Genomic DNA, 19,198 nt, shown 5'->3' on the forward strand with positions numbered 1-19,198 from the left:
CACTGAGGCCATGACCGACGTCCAGCCGCGCACCGACGCGCACGCCACGCCTGCTCCCGATGCCCTCGCCGACGCCGCCGTCGCGCTCGTCCGGCAGTGGTTGGCCGAGGCCGAGTCGTACCCGGTGGACGGCTCGGCCAAGCAGCTCGCGGGCGTGCTCGCGGACCCGAAGGGCCTGGCGTTCGCCGTCGGGTTCGTCGACGGGGTCGTGCGTCCGGAGGACCTCGGTGTCGCGGCGCGCACGCTCCGGGCGATCGCGCCGGACGCCCCCGGGTTCCTGCCGGCCGCGCTCCGCGGACTCGTCCGGCTCGGCGGCGGGATGGCGCCGGTCCTGCCGAACGTCGTCGTCCCGATCGCGCGACGGGTGCTGCGCGACATGGTCGGCCACCTGATCGTCGACGCGACCGACGCCAAGCTCGGACCGGCGATCGCGAAGATCAGGCGCGACGGCGTCCGCCTCAACGTGAACCTGCTCGGCGAAGCGGTGCTCGGCGAGAAGGAGGCGTCACGACGGCTCGAGGGGACCGAGCGGCTGCTCGCCCGGGACGACGTCGACTACGTCTCGATCAAGGTCTCGTCGACGGTGCACCCGCACTCGCCGTGGGCGTTCGACCACGCGGTCGACGACATCGTCGAGAAGCTCCGGCCGCTGTTCCGCCGTGCGGCCGCGGCGAGCCCGGCGAAGTTCATCAACCTCGACATGGAGGAGTACAAGGACCTCGACCTGACGATCGCGGTCTTCACGAAGCTCCTCGACGAGCCGGAGTTCACCGCGCTCGAAGCCGGCATCGTGCTGCAGGCGTACCTGCCCGATGCGCTCGCCGCGATGCAGCAGCTGCAGGAGTGGTCCGCCGCCCGCCGGGCCCGCGGCGGCGCGGACATCAAGGTCCGGCTCGTCAAGGGCGCCAACCTGCCGATGGAGCAGGTCGAGGCGTCGGTGCACGGGTGGCCGCTCGCGACGTGGCACACCAAGCAGGACTCCGACACGAACTACAAGCGCGTCCTCGACTGGGCGCTCACCCCGTCGCGCATCGAGAACGTGCGCGTCGGGGTCGCCGGGCACAACCTGTTCGACGTCGCGCACGCATGGCTGCTCGCGGGGGAGCGCGGGGTCCGTGACGGCATCGAGTTCGAGATGCTCCTGGGCATGGCGCAGGGGCAGGCCGAGGCCGTGCGGCGCACCGTCGGGTCGCTGCTGCTCTACACGCCGGTCGTCCACCCGGGCGAGTTCGACGTCGCGATCGCCTACCTGATCCGCCGACTCGAAGAAGGCGCGTCGCAGGACAACTTCATGTCGGCGGTGTTCTCGCTCGCGTCCTCGCCGGCACTGTTCGCCCGCGAGGAGGCGCGCTTCCGCGACTCGCTCGCGCCGCTGTCGCTCCCCGGTGGGCTCGACGCGCCCGCGCCGCACCGCGTGGCCGACCGCTACGCCGCGGTCGAGCGGCCCCACCCGGGGCACTTCGAGAACACGCCGGACAGCGACCCGTCGGTGGCCGCCGTCCGCGAGTGGGGTGCCGGCATCCATGCCCGGGTCGCATCGTCCACGCTCGGCGAGCGCGGCGTGCAGCAGGCGCGACTCACCTCGACCGATCAGCTCACGACGGTGCTCGACCGCGTCCGCACCGCCGGCGGGACCTGGGCGGGCTGGTCCGGCGCGGCGCGCGGTGCCGTGCTGCACGCCGTCGGTGACGCGCTCGAGGCCAACCGCGCCGCCCTCGTCGAGGTCATGGCAGCCGAGGCCGGCAAGACCATCGACCAGGCCGACCCCGAGGTGTCCGAGGCGATCGACTTCGCGCACTTCTACGGCGAACTCGCCGCGCAGCTCGACGAGGTCGACGGTGCGACCTACACGCCGGCGGCCCTGACGCTCGTCACGCCGCCGTGGAACTTCCCGGTCGCGATCCCCGCCGGTTCGACGCTCGCCGCTCTGGCCGCCGGCTCCGCGGTCGTGCTCAAGCCCGCGCCGCCGGCCGAACGGTGCGGTGCGGTGCTCGCGTCCGTGATCGAGACCGCCCTCGACGCGCACGGCGCGCCCGCCGACCTGCTCGCGTTCGTGCAGGTCGCCGAGGACGAGCTCGGCAAGGAGCTCATCACGGCGCCGCAGGTCGACCGCGTCATCCTGACCGGCGCGTACGAGACGGCCGAGCTCTTCCGGTCGTTCCGGCCGGACCTGCCGCTGCTCGCCGAGACCTCGGGCAAGAACGCGATCATCGTCACGCCGTCCGCGGACCTCGACCTCGCCGTCAAGGACGTCGTCGCGTCGGCGTTCGGGCACGCCGGGCAGAAGTGCTCCGCGGCGTCGCTCGTCGTCCTCGTCGGGTCGGTCGCCCGCTCGCGCCGGTTCCGCTCGCAGCTGCTCGACGCCGTGTCGTCGCTCACGGTCGGGTACCCGTCCGACCCCACCACGCAGATGGGCCCGGTCATCGAGCCCGCGGCGGGCAAGCTCCTCGAGGGCCTCACCACGCTCGGCGCCGGCGAGCAGTGGGCCGTCACCCCGAAGCGCCTCGACGACACCGGTCGACTCTGGAGCCCGGGCGTGCGCGGGGGAGTCCGTCGTGGCTCGGCCTTCCACCGCACGGAGTACTTCGGTCCGATCCTCGGCATCATGACCGCCTCGACCCTGGACGAGGCGATCGACATCGTCAACGAGGTCGACTACGGCCTGACCTCGGGACTGCACTCGCTCGACCCGGCCGAGATCGGCACGTGGCTCGACCGGATCCAGGCGGGCAACCTCTACGTCAACCGCGGCATCACCGGTGCGATCGTGCGCCGGCAGCCGTTCGGCGGGTGGAAGAAGTCGGCCGTCGGCGCGGGGACGAAGGCCGGTGGCCTGAACTACCTGCTCGGCCTGGGGTCATGGAGCACGGCACCGGCACAGACCGGCGTGCCGGCGTCGCGCCCGGTGCAGGAGTTCGTCCGGGCGGCCGGGGTCGCATCCCCGTCGCTCGACCGGTCCGTGGCGTCGGACGAGCATGTCTGGTCGACGCTGTTCGGTGCCGCGGTGGACGTGTCGGCGCTCTCGGCCGAGCGGAACGTCGCCCGGTACCTGCCGTACCCGGGCGTCCACGTCCGGCTCGCGACCTCGGGTGACGATGCGGTGGCCGACCTCGTGCGGGTCGTCGCCGCAGCCCTCCGCGCCGGGACCACGGTGGACGTCTCGACCGCCGAGCCGCTGCCGTCGAGCGTGGCGGCCGCGGTCCGTGCGCTGCCGGTCGTGCGTTCGGTCGTCGAGGGCCAGTCGGACCAGGCGTTCGCGCGACGTATCGCCGCTGGACCCTCGACCCGCGTGCGGCTCATCGGCGGTGCCGTCGCGGCGCTGTACGCGGCGGTCGACGGCCGTCCGGACGTCGCGGTGTACGGCGAGCCCGTCACCGAGGCTGGTCGCGTCGAGCTGCTGCCGTTCCTCCGCGAGCAGGCGGTGTCGATCACGGCGCACCGCTTCGGCACGCCGAACCACCTGACCGACGCGCTCATCTAGCAGCGGCGGGCACCGCCCGTGTGCGCATGGCGGACGGTGGACTGGTGTCGCGACACCGTCCACCGGCCCCGTGCGTACCGTCGGGCCCATGTGCGAGTCCGTCCAGTGCCCGGTGTGCGGCAAGACCACGTGGACCGGCTGCGGCGACCACGTCCGCGACGTGCTGCGCGGGACCCGCCGCCGTGACCGGTGCACGGGACACGGCTTCCCCAACCACATGCTCGACGGTATGGGTTTCCGGTGAACGACGGCCGGACCGGCATCGTCGATGCGCAGGGCTTCGCGCACGTCCGGCTCACGGTGACGGACATCCACCGGAGCAAGGCCTTCTACGAGCAGCTGTTCGGCATGCCACCCGGCAGCGACTTCAGCGACCAGGTCGACGACCCGACCGTCCGCGACGACCCGTGGCGAACGTACGGCGGGTGCTCGTTCACCTTCCACGGGCAGACGCTCGGTCTCCGACCCGTGGCCGATCCGGGTGACCGCTTCGATCCGGACCGGGTCGGTCTGGACCACCTGAGCCTGCGCGTCCGGAGCGTCGAGGACCTCCACCGCGCCGCGGAGCGGCTCGACGCCGCGGGCATCGAGCACGGGGAGGTCACGGACCTCGAGCCGTTCGGACTCGTGATCCTGTCGGTGCAGGACCCGGACGACATCAACCTCGAACTCGCCGCCCCTCGGCCCGTCGGCGCCTGAGCTCGCTGGCCGGTAGCCGCGCTCGCCACGGTCGTGCGCAGGAGTCCGGCGTTGGCTCAGGGACATGAGCGAACAGATCGTCCGTCCCCTCGGCCTCGCACACGTGCGGGTCACCGTCACCGACATCCACCGCAGCAAGGCCTTCTACGAGCAGCTGCTCGGCGTCGCGCCCGCGATGGACTTCAGCGAGCACATCGACGAGCCCGGCATCGCCGAGGACCGCGAGCGGCTGTACGGCGGCTGCATCTTCCCCGTGGGGGAGCAGCTGTTCGGCCTGCGCCCGGTGGCGCCGAGCGGCCAGCGGTTCGACCCCGACACCGTCGGGCTCGACCACGTCAGCTTCACGGTCGGCTCCGTCGACGAGCTCCGCGCCGCCGCGTCGCGCCTCGACGACGCGGGCATCGAGCACGGCGAGGTGACCGACCTCGGCGACGCGGGCATGGTGATCCTGTCGGTGCAGGACCCCGACGACATCAACCTGGAGCTGGCCGCCCAGAAGTGAGCGGCCCGAGACCGACGCGGAGCCCGTCGGCCGTCAGGCGTCGACCGGGACCGTCATCCGCTCCGTGACGAGCGCGCGGAGCGCCTCCGGGACGGGCGTCGGCCGACGGGCACCCTCGCGGTCGATGACGACGTGCACGAACTCGCCGGTCGCGAGCAGGGCACCGTCCGACTGGCGGAACAGCCCGAAGTCCCAGGCCAGGCTCGTGGTGCCGATGCGCTTCGACCGCATCCCGACCTCGATCACGTCGGGCCACACCGCAGACTCGATGAAGTGGCAGCTCGACGACACGAGCACCGCGATCCACGGCGAGGTGAACGGGTCGAGCCCGGCCTCCGTGCGGAACCAGTACGTCGCCGCGTTGTCCATCGCGCTGTAGTACAGCGTGTTGTTCACGTGGCCGAACATGTCGTTGTCGTTCCACCGCGTGGGGTACGCGCGGCGGTACGGGTACTCGTCGAGGGGCATCGGTATCCGTTCGGTAGGGCGGGGAAGTCCGACAGCGGGTGGTCGGACAGAGCGGTCGGACAGTGGCGGTCGGTCAGGGGCGCAGGACGTACTCGAACGTCGTCCGCGCCCGGGCCGGGTCCGGGCGGTCGCCGCTGATCAGGTCGGCGTAGGTGAACGACTCCGAGATGCGGACGAGCAGTCGTGCGAGTTCCTCGGCGGCGAGCGGCGCGGGGTCGAACGCGCCGTGGTCGTGCTCCTCCTGCACGAGGGCGGTCACGACGGCGACGAACCGGCGCTGGACGTCACTGTCCGTGGTCGTGAGGAGTCGCAGGGCCCGAGCCGGCTCGCGGGTCAGGAAGGTCCGGAAGTACGGCGCCTCGATGAGGTCCGCCGTGAAGTGGTCGAGCACCGCCACGATCCGTGCGGCGCCGACCAGGTCCGCCGCGGCGCGGGACGCGGCGTCGAGCGTCGGGACGGCCAGCGACCAGAGGATCTCGGACAGCAGCTGGTCGCGGTTCCCGACCCAGCGGAACAGGGAGGTGCGGTCGACCCCCAGCGACGTCGCCAGGGATCCCATGTCGATCCGGGAGCCGGCGATGAAGCTGTGCCGCGCGGAACGGAACGCGCGTCGGGACTCGGGATGTGCCTCCAGTCTGGCGGTGAGCGCAGACGGGACGAGGGCCGCGCCGAGCGTCCCCATGTCGTGTGCTGTGCGTTCCTGTGAAGGCACGGTCCTCCCTTGCAACGTTTTCGAGAATGATGCACGCTCGGGGGTATGTCAACGACGTCCGTGCCCACCACCCTGCTCGAGTCCGACTTCTACCGGTTCCAGGAGGGACTGACGGATCGGGAGCGGGAGTCGCTCGGGCAGTTGCGCGCGTACCTCGAGTCCGAGGTCCGCCCGATCGTCGACGACCACTGGGCCCGGGCGGAGTTCCCGCGCCAGACCATCGCGCCGCTCGCGGAGCTCGGCATGTACGGGCCGAGCATCCCGCTCGTGCGGCAGTTCGAGAACTCGGCCGTGTACCGCGGGTGGGCGGCCCTGGAGCTCGGTCGGGTGGACGCGAGCGTCGCGACGTTCATCGGCGTGCAGTCCGGACTTGCGATGAACTCGATCGCAGTGGGCGGCAGCGACGAACAGCAGCGGGAGTGGCTGCCGCGGATGGCGACCGGTGAAGTCATCGGGGCGTTCGGGCTGACCGAGCCGCTGTCCGGCAGCGACTCCGCCCGGGGCCTCCGGACGACGGCCCGACGCGAGGGCGACACCTGGGTGCTCGACGGTGAGAAGCGCTGGATCGGCAACGCGACCTTCGCGGACGTGGTCGTCATCTGGGCGAAGGACGTCGCCGACGAGCAGGTGAAGGGCTTCCTCGTCACGACGGACACCCCCGGGTTCACCGCGACGAAGATCGAGGACAAGATCGCGCTCCGTGGCGTGCAGAACGCCGACATCGTCATGCAGGGCGTGCGGGTGCCCGAGTCGCGCCGGCTGCAGCGTGCGAACTCCTTCCGCGCGACCGCCGAGGTGCTGCGCCTGACCCGGACCGAGGTCGCCTGGCAGGCGATCGGCATCGCGGTCGGTGCGTACGACGCAGCGCTCGCCTACGCGCGGGAGCGCGTGCAGTTCGGCAAGCCGATCGCATCGCACCAGATGGTGCAGGACCTGCTCGTGAAGTCGCTCGCGAACATCACGGCGTCGATCGCGCTGTGCACCCGGGCGTCCCAGATGCAGGACGAGGGCATCGGCGCGGACGAGCACTCGGCGATGGCGAAGGCGTTCGCGACCGCCCGGATGCGGGAGACCGTCGGGTGGTGCCGCGAGGTGCAGGGCGGCAACGGCATCGTGCTCGACAAGGGTGTGGCGCGGTTCTTCGCCGACGCCGAGGCGATCTACTCGTACGAGGGCACGCGCGAGGTGAACACGCTCATCGTGGGGCGGGCGATCACGGGCCAGGCCGCGTTCGTGTAGTCAGGGCCGCCGAGGCGGGGCAGCCGCGCCCGCGCCGCGCCCCGCGCCGCGCCCGGCCCGCGCCCGTGCCCGTGCCCGCCTACCCCAGCAACTCCGGCCGCTCCCACGCCTCGCCCAGCACGTGCTCCGCCAGGAACGCGAACACCGTCTGGTACCAGACCACCGCGTGCTGCGGCGCGAGCACCCAGTGGTTCTCGTCCGGGAAGTACAGGAACCGGTGCGGCATCGACCCGTCCGGCCCCGCGTGGTGCTCGGCGAGCTCCGCCCACAGGCGCAGCCCCTCGCCGATCGGCACCCGGTAGTCGCGGTCCCCGTGCACGACCAGGAGCGGCGTCGTGATGTCCGCCACGAAGCGGTGCGGGTCGTTCTCGTGCAGCCCCCGCTCGTCGAAGATCGACTGCCAGTACTGCGCCGAGTCGGTCGTCCCGGCGAACTGGTCGAGCGCCCACAGGCTCGCGTGCGTGACGATCGCCCGGAACCGGTCGGTGTGCCCGGCGACCCAGTTCGCCATGTACCCGCCGAAGGACCCGCCCATCGCCGCGGTCCGGGTCTCGTCGATGTCGTCCCGCGCGACCACGGCGTCCGTGATCGCCATCAGGTCGGTGTACGGCGCCTGCCCCCACGCGTTCCACCCGCGGTTCACGAAGTCGAGCCCGTAGCCGGTCGACAGCGCCGGGTCCGGCAGCAGCACGGCGTACCCCCGCGCGACCATGAGCTGCGGGTTCCACCGCCAGGACCACTGGTTCCACGAGTTCAGCGGTCCGCCGTGGATCCAGAGCAGCAGCGGGTGCGGCCCGTCGCCCTCCGGCAGCAGCAGCCAACCGCGCACGCGGGCACCGTCGGCCGCGGTCACCGCGACCTCCTCGGTCCGCGCGGGCACCTCCGGCAGGGGCGCGGGGGTCGCGAGCGGGGTCACCGTCCCGTCGGTCGCGATCCGGACGGGGTGCAGCGGCGCCGCCCAGGAGGCACGGAGCGCCACCACGACGTCCGTCCCGCCCGCCACGCGCAGGCTGGAGTACGCCCAGTCGTCGTGGGTCACCTGCTCGACGGCGCCGCCGTCGAGCGGGATCCGGAAGAGCGGCGCACGCCCGTCCTGGTCCGCCACCGCCAGGAGCGCACCGTCGTCCGGCGTGAACACGAGCTCGGACGGCCACCGGTCCCAGTCCGTGGCGACGCGACGCGCCCCCGAGCCGTCGACCGCGGCGACCCACACCTCCTGCTCGTGCGCGCCGGCCGGGGTCGACCGGACCGTCCGCACCCAGGCGATCGTGGTGCCGTCATGGCTCAGGGTCGGCAGCTCGTGGTCGACGCCCTCCTCGTCGAACAGCACCGTCCGGGTGCCCGTCGCGACGTCGATCGTGACGACGGCCGACCGGGTGCCGCGGGCCTCCTGCACGCCGATCGCGGCGAGCACGGTCGACCCGTCCGGCGACACCGTGCCGCCCACGTGGTCGAGCGTGCGACCGGGCGCCGGCGTGATGTCGCGGGGGACCGGCAGGTGCGCCGGGTACCCGGCAGCACGATCCTCGTCCGCGCCCGGCTCGGGCGCGGCGTCGGTGGCTGCCGTCGACGGCACCGGGGCCTCGGGCTCCCGCAGCTCGGACGTGTCCAGCACGAGCAGGTGCGGCTGCGCCGGACCCAGGTCGTGGTCCCAGAACCGCACCGGGTAGGTCTCGTGCAGGACCGCGCGGACCCGACGGTCCTTCCGCCGGTCCCGCAGTCGGGCGTCCTCGGCGACCACGGTGTCGCGGTCGGTCCCGGCACCGGGCAGCAGGTCGGCCGTCAGGACGACGGCGTCGGCCGCGGGCGCGACGCCGAACACGCCGCCGACGCCGCCCGCCAGGGCCGTCACGGGTCGTGCCTCTCCCCCGGCCGCGGGCAGGAGCCAGAGCTGGGCGCCCTCGGGCTCGTCCCCGGACTCGTCGGGGCGTGCCGAGACGAACAGCAGGTCGCCGGAGCGCGTGAAGGCGACCCCGCCCTCGCCCTTCGCCGAGCGCGTCAGCCGCACCGGGGTGGCGGAGCCGTCGGTGTCGGACGGGGCTGCCGGCACCTGCCACACCGACCGTCGGTACCCGGTGCCGCGCTCGTCCAGGGCGCTCACGGTCAGGGCGACGCGCGTGCCGTCCGGACTCAGGGCGATCCCGTCCACGCGGGGCAGGGCGGTGTACTGGTCCAGGTCGGAGAACGGCGTCGTCATGCCCTCACGCTACGGCTGTCGTGCACCGTGCAACAGGGGGCACCGGCGACGAAGCCGCTCAGGCCCGCCAGGCGGAGCCGCTCAGGCCCAGAACGCCGCGATCGCCTCGGCGACCGTCTGCCCCTGTCGCCGCCCCTCGGTCGACGCGGGCGCCTGGGTCGACAGCGACAGCGAGTTGTCCCCGAACGCGTGCTGCGAGGCACTGTCCGCGACGACGACCTCGACCGAGCTCCCGCCGGCGCGCAGGCCCTCGACCGCGACGTTGAGCCACGGCCCGAGCGGCGACGGCCCCTCGGGACCGCAGGCGATCACGAGCACCCGCTCGTATCCGGCAGCGACGTCGGCGTTCGTCGCGGAACGCATCCCGCCGTCGATGTGCGGCACCCCGTCGACACGGACGGGCGACCAGACGAACGGCACCGAGCAGCTCGCGGCGACCGCGCGGGAGAGCGGGACGCCGGACTCGGCCGTGAGCACCCGGAAGGTCCCGTCGACGGCGTCGATCGCAGTGACGCCGAACGGCTTCGTCGGCCACTCGGTCGTCGGCAGCGTGTGCGAGAACGTCGCGATGCGCTCCTCGTCGGTCTGCCCGGTGACGACCTGCTGCGCCACGGCCCCGAGTCGTGCGCGGGCCTCCTGCTCCGAGGCGGCACCGGTCAGGATCTGCACGAGCCGCTCCTGGTAGTCCTCGGACGCGATCCGGGCGGGCTCCTCGTAGCTCGTCGGCAGCGGCGCGTGCTGCTGGTCGTACGCGGCCTGCACCTGCCCGGCGCGGACGAACGCCCCGACGACGCTGCCGGCGCTCGAGCCCACCACCAGGTCGGCCGCGTCGAGGTCGACCCCGGCGTTCTGCAGGGCGGAGAGCACGCCGACCTCCCACGCGATGCCGGCGACGCCGCCACCGCCCAGGACGAGTGCTCGGGTACCGGGGGCGGGGGTGGCGAGTTCGCTCATGCGACCTGCTTACCAGGTCCGGGAACAGCGGACGGGAGGATCGTGGCGGGCCCCGCCACGATCCTCCCGTCCGTCACCGCGTCAGACCGACGCGACGTCGATGAGCACCTTGCCGACCGCGTCGCCCTCGACGGCGTCGTGGGCCGCGGCGGTGTCCTCGAGCCCGAAACGCACGAGCGGCAGGCCGGCGTCCTCGCCGACGGGCAGGACGCCGTCCCGGAGCGCGGCGGTGACGTCCTCGGCGGCGGCCGCCAGCGCGTCGTCGCCGATCGTGTAGAGCAGCAGGAACTGGTAGCGGGCGTTCACGCTCATGTTCGGGCGGATCGGCAGGGTCGCGTCGTCCCCGCCGTTGTTCGCGTAGATCGAGACGACCCCGTGGTTCGCGAGGACGTCCGCGACGAGCCCGGCGTTCTGCGGGATCGAGACCTCGACGACGATGTCCACGCCGTCCGGGGCGATCTCGCGGATGCGGGCAGCGGCGTCCTCGTCGCGGTAGTTCACGGTGTGGTGCGCGCCGGCGGCGGTCGCGAGGGCCGCCTTGGCGTCCGAACTGATGGTCGTGACAACGGTGGCGCCGGCCCAGCGGGCGAGCTGGATCGCCGCGTGCCCGACGGCTCCGGCGCCACCGGCGACCAGGACGGTGCGGCCCTCGAGCGCGCCGGGGGACAGGCGCGCCGGGCCGTGCTCGTGCGTGGTCAGGGCGCGGTGGGCGGTCATCGCGGGGACGCCGAGCGAGGCGCCAACGTCGAAGCTCGTGCCCTCGGGGAGCCGGACAGCACGCGCGGCGGGGACGACGGTGTACTCCTGCGCGGTGCCGGTCGGGCGGCTCGCAGCGGCCATGTAGAGCCAGACGCGGTCGCCCTCGGCCAGGTCGGTGACGCCCTCGCCGACGGCGTCGACGACCCCGGCTCCGTCCTGGTTCGGGGTGATCTCCGGGAAGGGCAGGGCGTCACCGTAGGTGCCGCCGGCGCGGGCCTTCCAGTCGGTGGGGTTCACGCCGGAGACGACGACGCGGACGCGGACCTCGCCGGGGCCGGGCTGCGGGACCTCCCGGTCGACCAGGTCGAGGACGCTGCTGGCTCCGGGCTTCGTGTAGACGATCGATCGCATGGGACCAGGCAACCACCGCGGGGGCCGGGGGCTTCCCGGCGACGTTCAGCGGGCGTGCGCGCCGCCGGGCGTGCGCTCCGGTCGGCTCCGGTGCGCGTCCGCTCAGCGGGCGTCGTAGGCGTCGCGGGAGTCCTGCACCTCGGCCATGTGCGTCGTCGCCCAGTCCTCGAGCGGTTCGAGCACGGCCCGGAGCGACCGGCCGCGCTCGGTCAGCTCGTACTCGACGTGCGGCGGGATCTCCGGGTACACCGTGCGCGTGACCAGGCCGTCACGCTCGAGGGCGCGCAGGGTCTGCGTCAGCATCTTCTGCGACACGCCCTGCACTCGGGACGCGAGCGCCGAGTACCGGAGCGGACCACCCGCGAGCGACCCGATCGTCAGGACGCTCCACCGGTCCCCGATCCGGTCGAGCAGCTGCCGCGAGGGGCAGTCCGCCGCGTAGGGGCTGTACTCGAGTGCAGACATCACGACCTCCGTTACGCACTGACAGGTGCCTACTTCCTGAAAGAGAGTAACGCGAGTACGGTCGGTCGCACCAGATCCACGTCCGAGGAAAGGACCACCATGACGAGCATCGTCGTCTTCGGCGGCACCGGGTACGCCGGCTCCGCCATCACCCGCGAGGCACTGTCCCGCGGCATCGCCGTCACCGCCGTCGCGCGCGACACCTCGAAGCTCGACGCCGCCGAGGGGCTGACCCTCGCGCAGGGCGACGCCTTCGACGCCGACTTCGTCGCGGACGTCACGAAGGGCGCCGACGTCGTCGTGGTCGCCCTGCACGCGGTCCAGGCGGACGGCAGCGAGCTCAAGGACAAGTTCCAGCACTTCGTCGACGCCGCAGCCGCAGCCGGTGCGCGCCTGGGCATCGTCGGCGGCGCTGGCTCGCTGCTCGTCGCCGAGGGTGGTCCGGCGCTGTTCGACACCCCGGACTTCCCCGACGCGTTCAAGGGCGAGGCGAAGAGCCACGCCGAGGTCCTCGAGGCGCTCAAGACCTCCGGCACCGAGGTCGACTGGTTCTACGTGAGCCCGGCGGCGGCCTTCGGCGGCTACAACCCCGGCGCGCGGAAGGGCACCTACCGCACCACGGACGACCTGCTGCTCACCGACGCCGAGGGCAACTCGGACATCTCCGGCGAGGACTTCGCGATCGCCTTCGTCGACGAGGTCGAGCACCCCGCGCACCACCGCGCCCGCTTCGGCGTCGCGTACTGACGCGCGGCGCCCCGCGCGCGAATCGACGGCACGCCGCGTCACGGACTTCCGTGGCGCGGCGCGCCTTCCGTTGTGCAAGGCGACCGCGTCGGTGTCGCACCCGGCAGTGGACACTGCACCCCGCTGTGGCGGGGTGCAGTGTCCGGAGCGGTGTGCGATCCGCGGGAGCACCCCGCGGCGCGCGTGCGCGACCGCCCACGGGCCTGGAGGCGCGTGGCGGCCGTGCTCCGTGCCTCCCGTCCGGCGGGTGGTGCGTCCTGCTCGCGCACAACCGGAAGCACACCGTGCCACGTGATCGCGTGGCGCGGCGTGCTTCCCGTTGTGCGGAACACCCGGCGCGCGCGCCGCGCCCTACCGCTGCCCGACGATCGCCGGCAGCGGTAGGTGGTGGCGCATGCGCACCGCCAGGTGCAGCCCGCCCCGCCGGGCGAGCACGAGCCCGACCACCGCGGCGGCCACCGCCGGGACGCCCCCGGCGACGACCATGCCGACGTGGGCCCCGAAGTGGTCGACGACCTGGCCCATGAGCGGACCGCCGATCGCCTGGCCGCCCAGCAGCACCAGGACGTAGAGGGACATCACCCGGCCGCGGATCGCCACGTTCGACGACAGCTGCACGAGCGAGTTCGACGCCGTCATGAACAGCAGCTGCGACATCCCGACCGCGACCAGGGCGACGGTGAACGGCGCGATGACCGGGATCGAGCCGGACACCACGAGCAGCACCCCGGTCCAGAACACCCCGCCGACGATCGTGCGGAGCCGGACGGTCGCCCGACGCGTGGACAGCAGCGCCCCGGCGAGGGCACCGACGGCGACCGCGGAGTTGAACAGGCCGTAGCCGCCCGCGCCGACGCCGTACACCTGCGACGCGAAGGCCGACAGCAGCACGGGCATGGTCAGCGCGAAGACCGAGAAGAAGACCATCAGGACGACCGGCACCAGAATCGTGGGCTTCCGGACGGCGTAGCGCAGGCCCTCGACGAGCTGCCCCTTCGTCCGCGGTGCCGGTGGGGTGCGGTGCAGCTCGGACACCCGCAGGAACCCGAGGGTCACGACGACGGCCACGCACGCGACCGCGTTGACGCCGAAGGACCACCCGGCACCGACCGCGACGAGCAGGGCGCCGGAGAGCGCCGGCCCGATCATCCCGCCGAGCTGGAACACGCTCGAGTTCACGCTGATCGCGTTCCGCAGGTGCTGGTGGCCGACGATCTCGGTGACGAACACCTGGCGCGCCGGGTTGTCGATCACGGTCACCATGCCGACCAGGAACGCGATCACCCAGATGTGCCACGCCTGCACGACGCCGGTCAGGGTGAGCACGGCGAGCAGGGTGGAGAGCACCGCGAACGCGCCCTGCGTCAGCATCATCAGGGCCCGCTTCGAGAACCGGTCGACGAGCACCCCGCCCCAGAGCCCGAACAGCAGCATCGGGGCGAACTGGCACGCCACCGTGATGCCGACCTGCGCCACGGACCCGGTCAGCTGCAGGACGAGCCAGTCCTGCGCGATGCGCTGCATCCACCCCGCGGTCATCGCCACGAGGTTCGTCGCCGTGAACAGGCGGAAGTTCGGGACGGAGAGCGCGATGAGGGTGTGGCGCCACGGCGGGCGTTCGGCCTGGATCGGGAGGGGTTCGGTGGGTGGGGGGAGGGTCGTCGATGACGCACTCACGGTGGTGGGGCTCCGGATCGTCGCGGGCGGACGGGTGGTCAGTACCCACTCGAAACTAGTTCCACGAGAGCCATTCGGCTCCCGTATGGTGGCTATCACTCGATTGCGATGTCGAATGAAGGAGGGAGCGCCGATGCTCGACCCCGTCCTGCTGCGCACCTTCCTGGCCGTCGCCGAGTCCGGCAGCTTCACGCTCGCCGGGCAGCGTCTCGGGATCAGCCAGCCGACGGTCTCCCAGCACGTCCGCCGCCTCGAGACCGCGGTCGCCCGCACCCTCGTCGCCCGGGACACCCGCGGCGTCGCGCTCACCGACAACGGGGACGCGATGGCGGGGTTCGCGCGGACGATCCTCGCCGCGCACGCCACCGCCGACGCGTACTTCTCCGGCGCCGCCACCCGCGGACGGCTCCGCTTCGGCGCAGCGGACGACCTCGCGATCACGCAGCTGCCGAGGATCCTGCGGGACTTCCGACGCCTGCACCCTCAGGTGAACCTCGAGCTCACGGTGAACCAGTCCGCACCGCTCCTGCGCCGCGTGCACGCCGGACAGCTCGACCTGGTCTTCATCAAGCAGACCGCGGGGGAGTCCGCCGAGGGCACCCGCGTCGCGACGGACCAGATGGTGTGGATGGCGCAGGACGGCATCGCCCTCGAACCCGGCGAGCCGGTGCCGCTCATCGCGTACCAGGCGCCGAGCATCAGCCGGCAGATGGCGATCGACGCGCTCGAGGCCGCCGGCCGCACCTGGCGGATCACCTGCAACACGCGGGACGTCAACGGGGTCCTCGCGGCGGTGCGGGCCGGGATCGGCGTCGCGGTCTTCCCGCACTCGCTCATCCCCGCGGACCTCGTGAAGGTGTCGCAGCGCCTGTCGCTGCCGGACCTGCCGGCCGTCGACTACGTCCTGATCGCCAACCCGACGGTGCAGCGCGAGCCGATCGACGCCCTGACGAACGCGATCACCTCGCGTGGGGTCGTCCGGGCGGTCTGACCCGGCGCCCCTACGGGGCGAGCGTCGTCGTCGCGCCCGTGCCGGTCAGGTCCGGCAGCGTCACGCCGGCGAGCGGCAGGAGTGCGGTCGCGACCGCCCACAGGAGCACGAGGGTCCCGACGCCGCCGAGCACGGCTCCGAGGAGTGCGAGCGGCCGCTGCCACGTCGCCGTCCGGTCCCGCAGGACGGTCGCCGAGAGCAGCAGCGCCACGACCCCGAGCGCGAGTCCGGTCGCGTGCACGGTCGTCGGTGCGGTGAACCACCAGGCCGCCAACGCGAGCGTCGCGATCCCGGTCAGGGCACCGAGCGCCGCTCCCGGGGTTGCGCCGACGGCGGGCCGGCGGTCGGTCCGTGTGGGCGCCGCTCCGGCCTGGAGGCGCGGCGCCCGTCCGCCACGTCCCCTCGCGGTCGTCGCCTGGTCGGGTCGCGGCAGTTCCTGGGTCCGGTGGCCCGCGTCGGTGGTGGACACGTTCGACGGGGCCGGGGCGGAGGCGGCGGGCGCGGCAGCGTCGGCCGGCGTCGATGCCGGTGCGGCGGGCGTGATGATCGCGTCGAACGCCCGGGTCGCCGCGTCGGGCTGCGGCGGGGCGGCAGCAGGCAGCGGTGCCTGCTGTCGGGCGAAGCGCGCGGGGGTCCGGTACCCGATCGGCCCGGAGGGCTCCGGCTCCGTCCCCTCGACGACGACGTGCTCGAGCCCGGGGACCGAGAAGCGCGGCTGCCCGACCTCGGGGACGGCGGGCTGCACCGGCGCCGGCGGAGCTGGGAGCGCGGCGGCGACGGTCGGCGCCGGGGTCGACGAGGGGGCGACGGCGGTCGGGGACACCGGGACCGCGTCGGTGGTCGGGACCTGCACGGCGGGCGAGGTCGGTGCCGGTGGCAGGAGGTCCTGCTGCGGCGGGAAGTCGGGGACGACGACGTCCTCCGGTGACGGGAGCTGCGCGCCGGAGTCGGGCTCTGCGCTCGCGACCGCGGCGGGCGGGAGCTCCGCGGCGGCTGCCGTGCTGGCGACCCGCTCGGACAGGTGCGACGCGACGACGGGGGCGGGGTGTGCCTCCAGGCCGGGGTCCGCGACCACGCTCGTGACCGCAGCGTGCGGCGGCGCGGTGACCCAGGCGGGTACCGGTCGGCGGGGCCGGTCCCGGTCCGGCATGCGGTGCGACGCCACTGGTGCTCCCTCGTCCGTACTGATCCATCGTCAGTTCTATCCGTCCGCATGGACCTCGGCGCAGCCCCAGTTCCGGGGACGCGGGGCTGCGCCGGGCGGGGGTCACATGTCGCGGTAGCGCTTCGCCTCGGCGAGCTTGCCGTGCAGCTCGTCGGCCGTGTACCGCGTGACGTACCCGGGGGTGTCCCGCTGGATGCGCCAGCCCTCGGCGAGCGGTCCGGCGTCGACGACGTCGAAGCCGAACGAGTCGATGAGCTCCGACACGACGGCCTTGGCGTCCTGGTCGTCACCGGCGACGACCAGGGCGCGGCGGTCCGGGGTGCCGGCGGGCTGGGCCTCGTCGGTGAGGGCCGTCGCGGCGATGTGGTTGAAGGCCTTCACGACGCGGGCGCCGGGCAGGTGGTCCTGCAGGAGCTCGGCGGTCGTGGTGGTCTCGTCGTCGAGGGCCGCGATGTGGCCGTCGCGCTGCGGGTAGTAGTTGTTCGTGTCGATGACGACCTTGCCGACGAGGGGTTCGACGGGGATGGTCTCGATCGCGGCGAGCGGGGTGGTCACGACGACGACGTCGCCGGCGGCCGCCGCCTCGTCACGGGTCGCCGCACGGGCGCCGTCGCCGAGTTCCGCGACGAGGTCCTGCAGCGTCTCCGGTCCGCGCGAGTTCGCGATCACGACCTGGTGGCCGTGCTGCACCGCGAGACGTGCGAGCTGGGATCCGATGTTGCCTGCTCCGATGATGCCGATGGTGGTCATGCGACCTGCAACACCGCGTGCGGCGGCGCATTCCCGCACGGTGCACGGCCCGTCCCGGCCGGGTGGGGCGGCGAGTCCCGGTCGGGTGGGACGCCGAGTCCCGGCCGGGTGGGACGGCGAGTCTCGGCCGGGTGCATGATGGCCGCATGGCCCACGAGTTCCGCGACGAAGCCGACCGCGACCGCTACGCGATGTACGTCGACGGCGAGCTCGTCAGCGTGCTCGACCGCCGCGCGACCGACGACGCCGTGTCGTTCCCGCACACCTACACGGTGCCGAAGCACCGCGGCCACGGGTACGCGGCGCAGCTCGTCGAGCACGCCGTCGCGGACGTCGAGGCCACCACCACGAAGCGCATCGTCCCGATGTGCTGGTTCGTCGCGAAGTGGTTCGACGAGCACCCCGAGAAGGCCGACCTGCTCAGCCGCGGCGCCGCGGACTGACTCCACCACGCGGAGGCGACGATGCCGACGATCACCCCCTTCCTCTGGTACGACGACCAGGCAGAGCCCGCGGCGCGGCACTACACGAGCCTGTTCGGGGACAGCCGCGTCGACAGCGTCGCGCGGATGCCCGACGGGTCCGCACTGGTCGTCGAGTTCACGCTCCTCGGACAGCCGTACCGCGCGATGAACGGCGGACCCGGCCACCCGCACACCGACGCGGTGTCGTTCCAGGTCGACGTCGACACGCAGGACGAACTCGACCGCGTCTGGGACGCGCTGCTCGCCGACGGCGGCGAGCCGGTCGCGTGCGGCTGGCTCCGGGACCGCTGGGGCCTGTCGTGGCAGGTGACCCCGTCCATGATGGGCGAGCTCATGACCGGCAGCGGCGACCCCGAGGCGAACGCCCGGGTCTTCGCGGCCATGCAGCAGATGGTCAAGCTCGACATCCCCGCACTCCGGGCCGCGGCGGCGGGTCACTGAGGGTTCCGCGCACGTACCCGCCGGTATGGTGGCGGGACCGATCGGCGCCGACGGACGGCGCACCCCCGCGAGAGGCTGGAGACCGAGATGAGCAGCCCGAGCTCCGACGTCCGGGACGGAGACCTCCGCGACGGAGCCGTCCGGAACAGCGACGTCCGGAACAGCGACATCGGCCGCGCCTACACGGAACTCTCCCGGATCACCCGACGCGCGAGCATCCGCGCCCGCGGTGACGACGAGGCACTGAGCGTCGTCGACCAGTCCCTCGTCGACTTCGTCGTGCAGCACCCCGGCTGCATGGCCATCGACATCGCCCGGTACCTGCGGCTCAACCGCTCGACGATCTCGCGGCAGCTGTCCGGGCTGCTCGCCGCCGGGCTCGTCCGCACGACCGACGGTGGTTCGGGAAACGCCAAGCCGCTCGAGGCCACCGACGCCGGACGTGCCGCACTCGACCGGTCGGTCCGGATGCACCGCAGCGCCCTCGAGGAACGTCTCGCCGAGTGGTCCGACGACGACGTCGCCCTGCTCGCCGGGCTGCTCGAGCGGCTCGGCGCCGCGGACGAGGCCGGCCTGCCGATGCCCGGTCGCACGGCCTCGTGACGACGTCGTTCGTCCTGCTGTCCGACACGCACCTGCCGAAGCGCGCGAAGGACCTGCCCGCCGGGCTCTGGGCGGACATCGACGCCGCGGACCTCGTGGTGCACGCGGGGGACTGGGTCGACCTGGCCACCGTCGACGCCGTGCAGGCACGCTCCCGGCGCTTCGCGGGCGTCCGCGGCAACAACGACGGTCCCGAGTTCGACGACCGGCTGCCCCTCGTCGCGCACCTGCTGGTCGAGGACCTGCGCTGGGCGGTCGTGCACGAGACCGGGGCCGCGACGGGGCGGGAACGCCGGGCGGACCGGGACCACCCGGACACCGACGTGCTCGTGTTCGGGCACTCGCACATCCCGTGGGACACCGTCGCCCCGTCGGGCATGCGGCTGCTCAACCCGGGATCGCCGACGGACCGCCGCCGCCAGCCCGACCACACGTGGATGCGCGGCGAGGTGTCCGGGAGCGACCTGACCGTCGAGCTGGTCCGTCTGCCCCCGCGCTGACCCCCGGCATGC

The 19,198-nt window shown here is 73.2% G+C and carries 19 protein-coding genes; 10 read left to right on the top strand and 9 right to left on the bottom strand.

Annotated features, from left to right (window positions below; genetic code table 11):
- The first annotated feature begins 10 nt into the window (after positions 1-10).
- From FB462_RS07310 to FB462_RS07320, 3 genes are all read left to right on the top strand, one after another.
- A complete protein-coding gene (locus FB462_RS07310) occupies positions 11-3,481 on the top strand; it encodes a proline dehydrogenase family protein (RefSeq protein WP_141861067.1) in 3,471 nt (1,156 codons plus the stop codon).
- Between the two features lie 240 nt (positions 3,482-3,721).
- Positions 3,722-4,180, top strand: coding sequence for a VOC family protein (locus FB462_RS07315; protein ID WP_229666901.1), 459 nt, complete (start codon positions 3,722-3,724; stop codon positions 4,178-4,180).
- 64 nt (positions 4,181-4,244) lie between these two features.
- Complete coding sequence (locus FB462_RS07320; RefSeq protein WP_141861069.1) at positions 4,245-4,682, top strand: VOC family protein; 438 nt, start codon at positions 4,245-4,247, stop codon at positions 4,680-4,682.
- Positions 4,683-4,715: 33 nt separating this feature from the next.
- Here FB462_RS07320 and FB462_RS07325 read toward each other — a convergent pair whose 3' ends face one another.
- Positions 4,716-5,150 (bottom strand): acyl-CoA thioesterase, encoded by a 435-nt coding sequence (locus tag FB462_RS07325; RefSeq protein ID WP_141861071.1) that lies wholly within the window; start codon positions 5,148-5,150, stop codon positions 4,716-4,718.
- A 73-nt stretch (positions 5,151-5,223) separates the two neighbouring features.
- Complete coding sequence (locus FB462_RS07330) at positions 5,224-5,862, bottom strand: QsdR family transcriptional regulator (RefSeq protein WP_229666900.1); 639 nt, start codon at positions 5,860-5,862, stop codon at positions 5,224-5,226.
- A gap of 45 nt (positions 5,863-5,907) precedes the next feature.
- Here FB462_RS07330 and FB462_RS07335 point away from each other — a divergent pair, with 45 nt between their 5' ends.
- On the top strand, positions 5,908-7,101 hold the full coding sequence (locus FB462_RS07335) for an acyl-CoA dehydrogenase family protein (protein ID WP_141861073.1): 1,194 nt from the start codon (positions 5,908-5,910) through the stop codon (positions 7,099-7,101).
- Between the two features lie 79 nt (positions 7,102-7,180).
- On the opposite strand, the gene FB462_RS07340 is transcribed toward FB462_RS07335, so the two are convergent.
- From FB462_RS07340 to FB462_RS07355, 4 genes are all read right to left on the bottom strand, one after another.
- Positions 7,181-9,298, bottom strand: coding sequence for a S9 family peptidase (locus FB462_RS07340; RefSeq protein ID WP_141861075.1), 2,118 nt, complete (start codon positions 9,296-9,298; stop codon positions 7,181-7,183).
- 81 nt (positions 9,299-9,379) lie between these two features.
- Positions 9,380-10,252, bottom strand: coding sequence for a patatin-like phospholipase family protein (locus FB462_RS07345; protein ID WP_141861078.1), 873 nt, complete (start codon positions 10,250-10,252; stop codon positions 9,380-9,382).
- An 81-nt stretch (positions 10,253-10,333) separates the two neighbouring features.
- A complete protein-coding gene (locus FB462_RS07350) occupies positions 10,334-11,362 on the bottom strand; it encodes an NADPH:quinone reductase (protein ID WP_141861080.1) in 1,029 nt (342 codons plus the stop codon).
- A gap of 102 nt (positions 11,363-11,464) precedes the next feature.
- Complete coding sequence (locus FB462_RS07355) at positions 11,465-11,827, bottom strand: winged helix-turn-helix transcriptional regulator (RefSeq protein ID WP_058741795.1); 363 nt, start codon at positions 11,825-11,827, stop codon at positions 11,465-11,467.
- Between the two features lie 99 nt (positions 11,828-11,926).
- On the opposite strand from FB462_RS07355, the gene FB462_RS07360 reads away from it, so the two are divergent.
- Positions 11,927-12,574 (top strand): NAD(P)-dependent oxidoreductase, encoded by a 648-nt coding sequence (locus tag FB462_RS07360; protein WP_141861082.1) that lies wholly within the window; start codon positions 11,927-11,929, stop codon positions 12,572-12,574.
- A 351-nt stretch (positions 12,575-12,925) separates the two neighbouring features.
- Here the strand turns inward: FB462_RS07360 and FB462_RS07365 are convergent, their stop codons facing one another.
- Positions 12,926-14,251, bottom strand: coding sequence for an MFS transporter (locus FB462_RS07365; protein ID WP_141861084.1), 1,326 nt, complete (start codon positions 14,249-14,251; stop codon positions 12,926-12,928).
- A 133-nt stretch (positions 14,252-14,384) separates the two neighbouring features.
- Between FB462_RS07365 and FB462_RS07370 the strand changes: the two genes are divergently transcribed.
- On the top strand, positions 14,385-15,242 hold the full coding sequence (locus FB462_RS07370; protein WP_141861086.1) for a LysR substrate-binding domain-containing protein: 858 nt from the start codon (positions 14,385-14,387) through the stop codon (positions 15,240-15,242).
- Between the two features lie 10 nt (positions 15,243-15,252).
- Here FB462_RS07370 and FB462_RS07375 read toward each other — a convergent pair whose 3' ends face one another.
- Positions 15,253-16,407: a hypothetical protein gene (locus tag FB462_RS07375; protein ID WP_141861088.1), complete on the bottom strand. Its 1,155-nt coding sequence runs from the start codon at positions 16,405-16,407 to the stop codon at positions 15,253-15,255.
- A gap of 102 nt (positions 16,408-16,509) precedes the next feature.
- Positions 16,510-17,157 carry an NADPH-dependent F420 reductase gene (locus FB462_RS07380; RefSeq protein WP_141861090.1) on the bottom strand — a complete coding sequence of 216 codons (648 nt, stop codon included), beginning with the start codon at positions 17,155-17,157 and terminating at the stop codon, positions 16,510-16,512.
- A 146-nt stretch (positions 17,158-17,303) separates the two neighbouring features.
- Between FB462_RS07380 and FB462_RS07385 the strand changes: the two genes are divergently transcribed.
- From FB462_RS07385 to FB462_RS07400, 4 genes are all read left to right on the top strand, one after another.
- Positions 17,304-17,600, top strand: coding sequence for a GNAT family N-acetyltransferase (locus tag FB462_RS07385; protein WP_058743238.1), 297 nt, complete (start codon positions 17,304-17,306; stop codon positions 17,598-17,600).
- Between the two features lie 21 nt (positions 17,601-17,621).
- The gene (locus tag FB462_RS07390; RefSeq protein ID WP_141861092.1) at positions 17,622-18,083 is read left to right on the top strand and encodes a VOC family protein; all 462 of its coding nucleotides are present in this window, start codon (positions 17,622-17,624) and stop codon (positions 18,081-18,083) included.
- A gap of 87 nt (positions 18,084-18,170) precedes the next feature.
- On the top strand, positions 18,171-18,686 hold the full coding sequence (locus FB462_RS07395; RefSeq protein WP_141861094.1) for a MarR family winged helix-turn-helix transcriptional regulator: 516 nt from the start codon (positions 18,171-18,173) through the stop codon (positions 18,684-18,686).
- The gene (locus tag FB462_RS07400; protein ID WP_141861095.1) at positions 18,683-19,186 is read left to right on the top strand and encodes a metallophosphoesterase family protein; all 504 of its coding nucleotides are present in this window, start codon (positions 18,683-18,685) and stop codon (positions 19,184-19,186) included. The genes FB462_RS07395 and FB462_RS07400 overlap by 4 nt, the downstream gene beginning before the upstream one ends.
- The last annotated feature ends 12 nt before the right edge of the window (positions 19,187-19,198 follow it).

Source organism: Curtobacterium citreum, from assembly GCF_006715175.1.
GTDB lineage: Bacteria > Actinomycetota > Actinomycetes > Actinomycetales > Microbacteriaceae > Curtobacterium > Curtobacterium citreum.

Bases quoted from the DNA above. Each gene is read 5' to 3' on its own strand.
- FB462_RS07310 (WP_141861067.1), top strand. From the start codon at position 11: ATGACCGACGTCCAGCCGCGCACCGACGCGCACGCCACGCCTGCTCCC.
- FB462_RS07320 (WP_141861069.1), top strand. From the start codon at position 4,245: ATGAGCGAACAGATCGTCCGTCCCCTCGGCCTCGCACACGTGCGGGTC.
- FB462_RS07325 (WP_141861071.1), bottom strand. From the start codon at position 5,150: ATGCCCCTCGACGAGTACCCGTACCGCCGCGCGTACCCCACGCGGTGG.
- FB462_RS07335 (WP_141861073.1), top strand. From the start codon at position 5,908: ATGTCAACGACGTCCGTGCCCACCACCCTGCTCGAGTCCGACTTCTAC.
- FB462_RS07340 (WP_141861075.1), bottom strand. From the start codon at position 9,298: ATGACGACGCCGTTCTCCGACCTGGACCAGTACACCGCCCTGCCCCGC.
- FB462_RS07345 (WP_141861078.1), bottom strand. From the start codon at position 10,252: ATGAGCGAACTCGCCACCCCCGCCCCCGGTACCCGAGCACTCGTCCTG.
- FB462_RS07350 (WP_141861080.1), bottom strand. From the start codon at position 11,362: ATGCGATCGATCGTCTACACGAAGCCCGGAGCCAGCAGCGTCCTCGAC.
- FB462_RS07355 (WP_058741795.1), bottom strand. From the start codon at position 11,827: ATGTCTGCACTCGAGTACAGCCCCTACGCGGCGGACTGCCCCTCGCGG.
- FB462_RS07360 (WP_141861082.1), top strand. From the start codon at position 11,927: ATGACGAGCATCGTCGTCTTCGGCGGCACCGGGTACGCCGGCTCCGCC.
- FB462_RS07370 (WP_141861086.1), top strand. From the start codon at position 14,385: ATGCTCGACCCCGTCCTGCTGCGCACCTTCCTGGCCGTCGCCGAGTCC.
- FB462_RS07380 (WP_141861090.1), bottom strand. From the start codon at position 17,157: ATGACCACCATCGGCATCATCGGAGCAGGCAACATCGGATCCCAGCTC.
- FB462_RS07385 (WP_058743238.1), top strand. From the start codon at position 17,304: ATGGCCCACGAGTTCCGCGACGAAGCCGACCGCGACCGCTACGCGATG.
- FB462_RS07390 (WP_141861092.1), top strand. From the start codon at position 17,622: ATGCCGACGATCACCCCCTTCCTCTGGTACGACGACCAGGCAGAGCCC.
- FB462_RS07395 (WP_141861094.1), top strand. From the start codon at position 18,171: ATGAGCAGCCCGAGCTCCGACGTCCGGGACGGAGACCTCCGCGACGGA.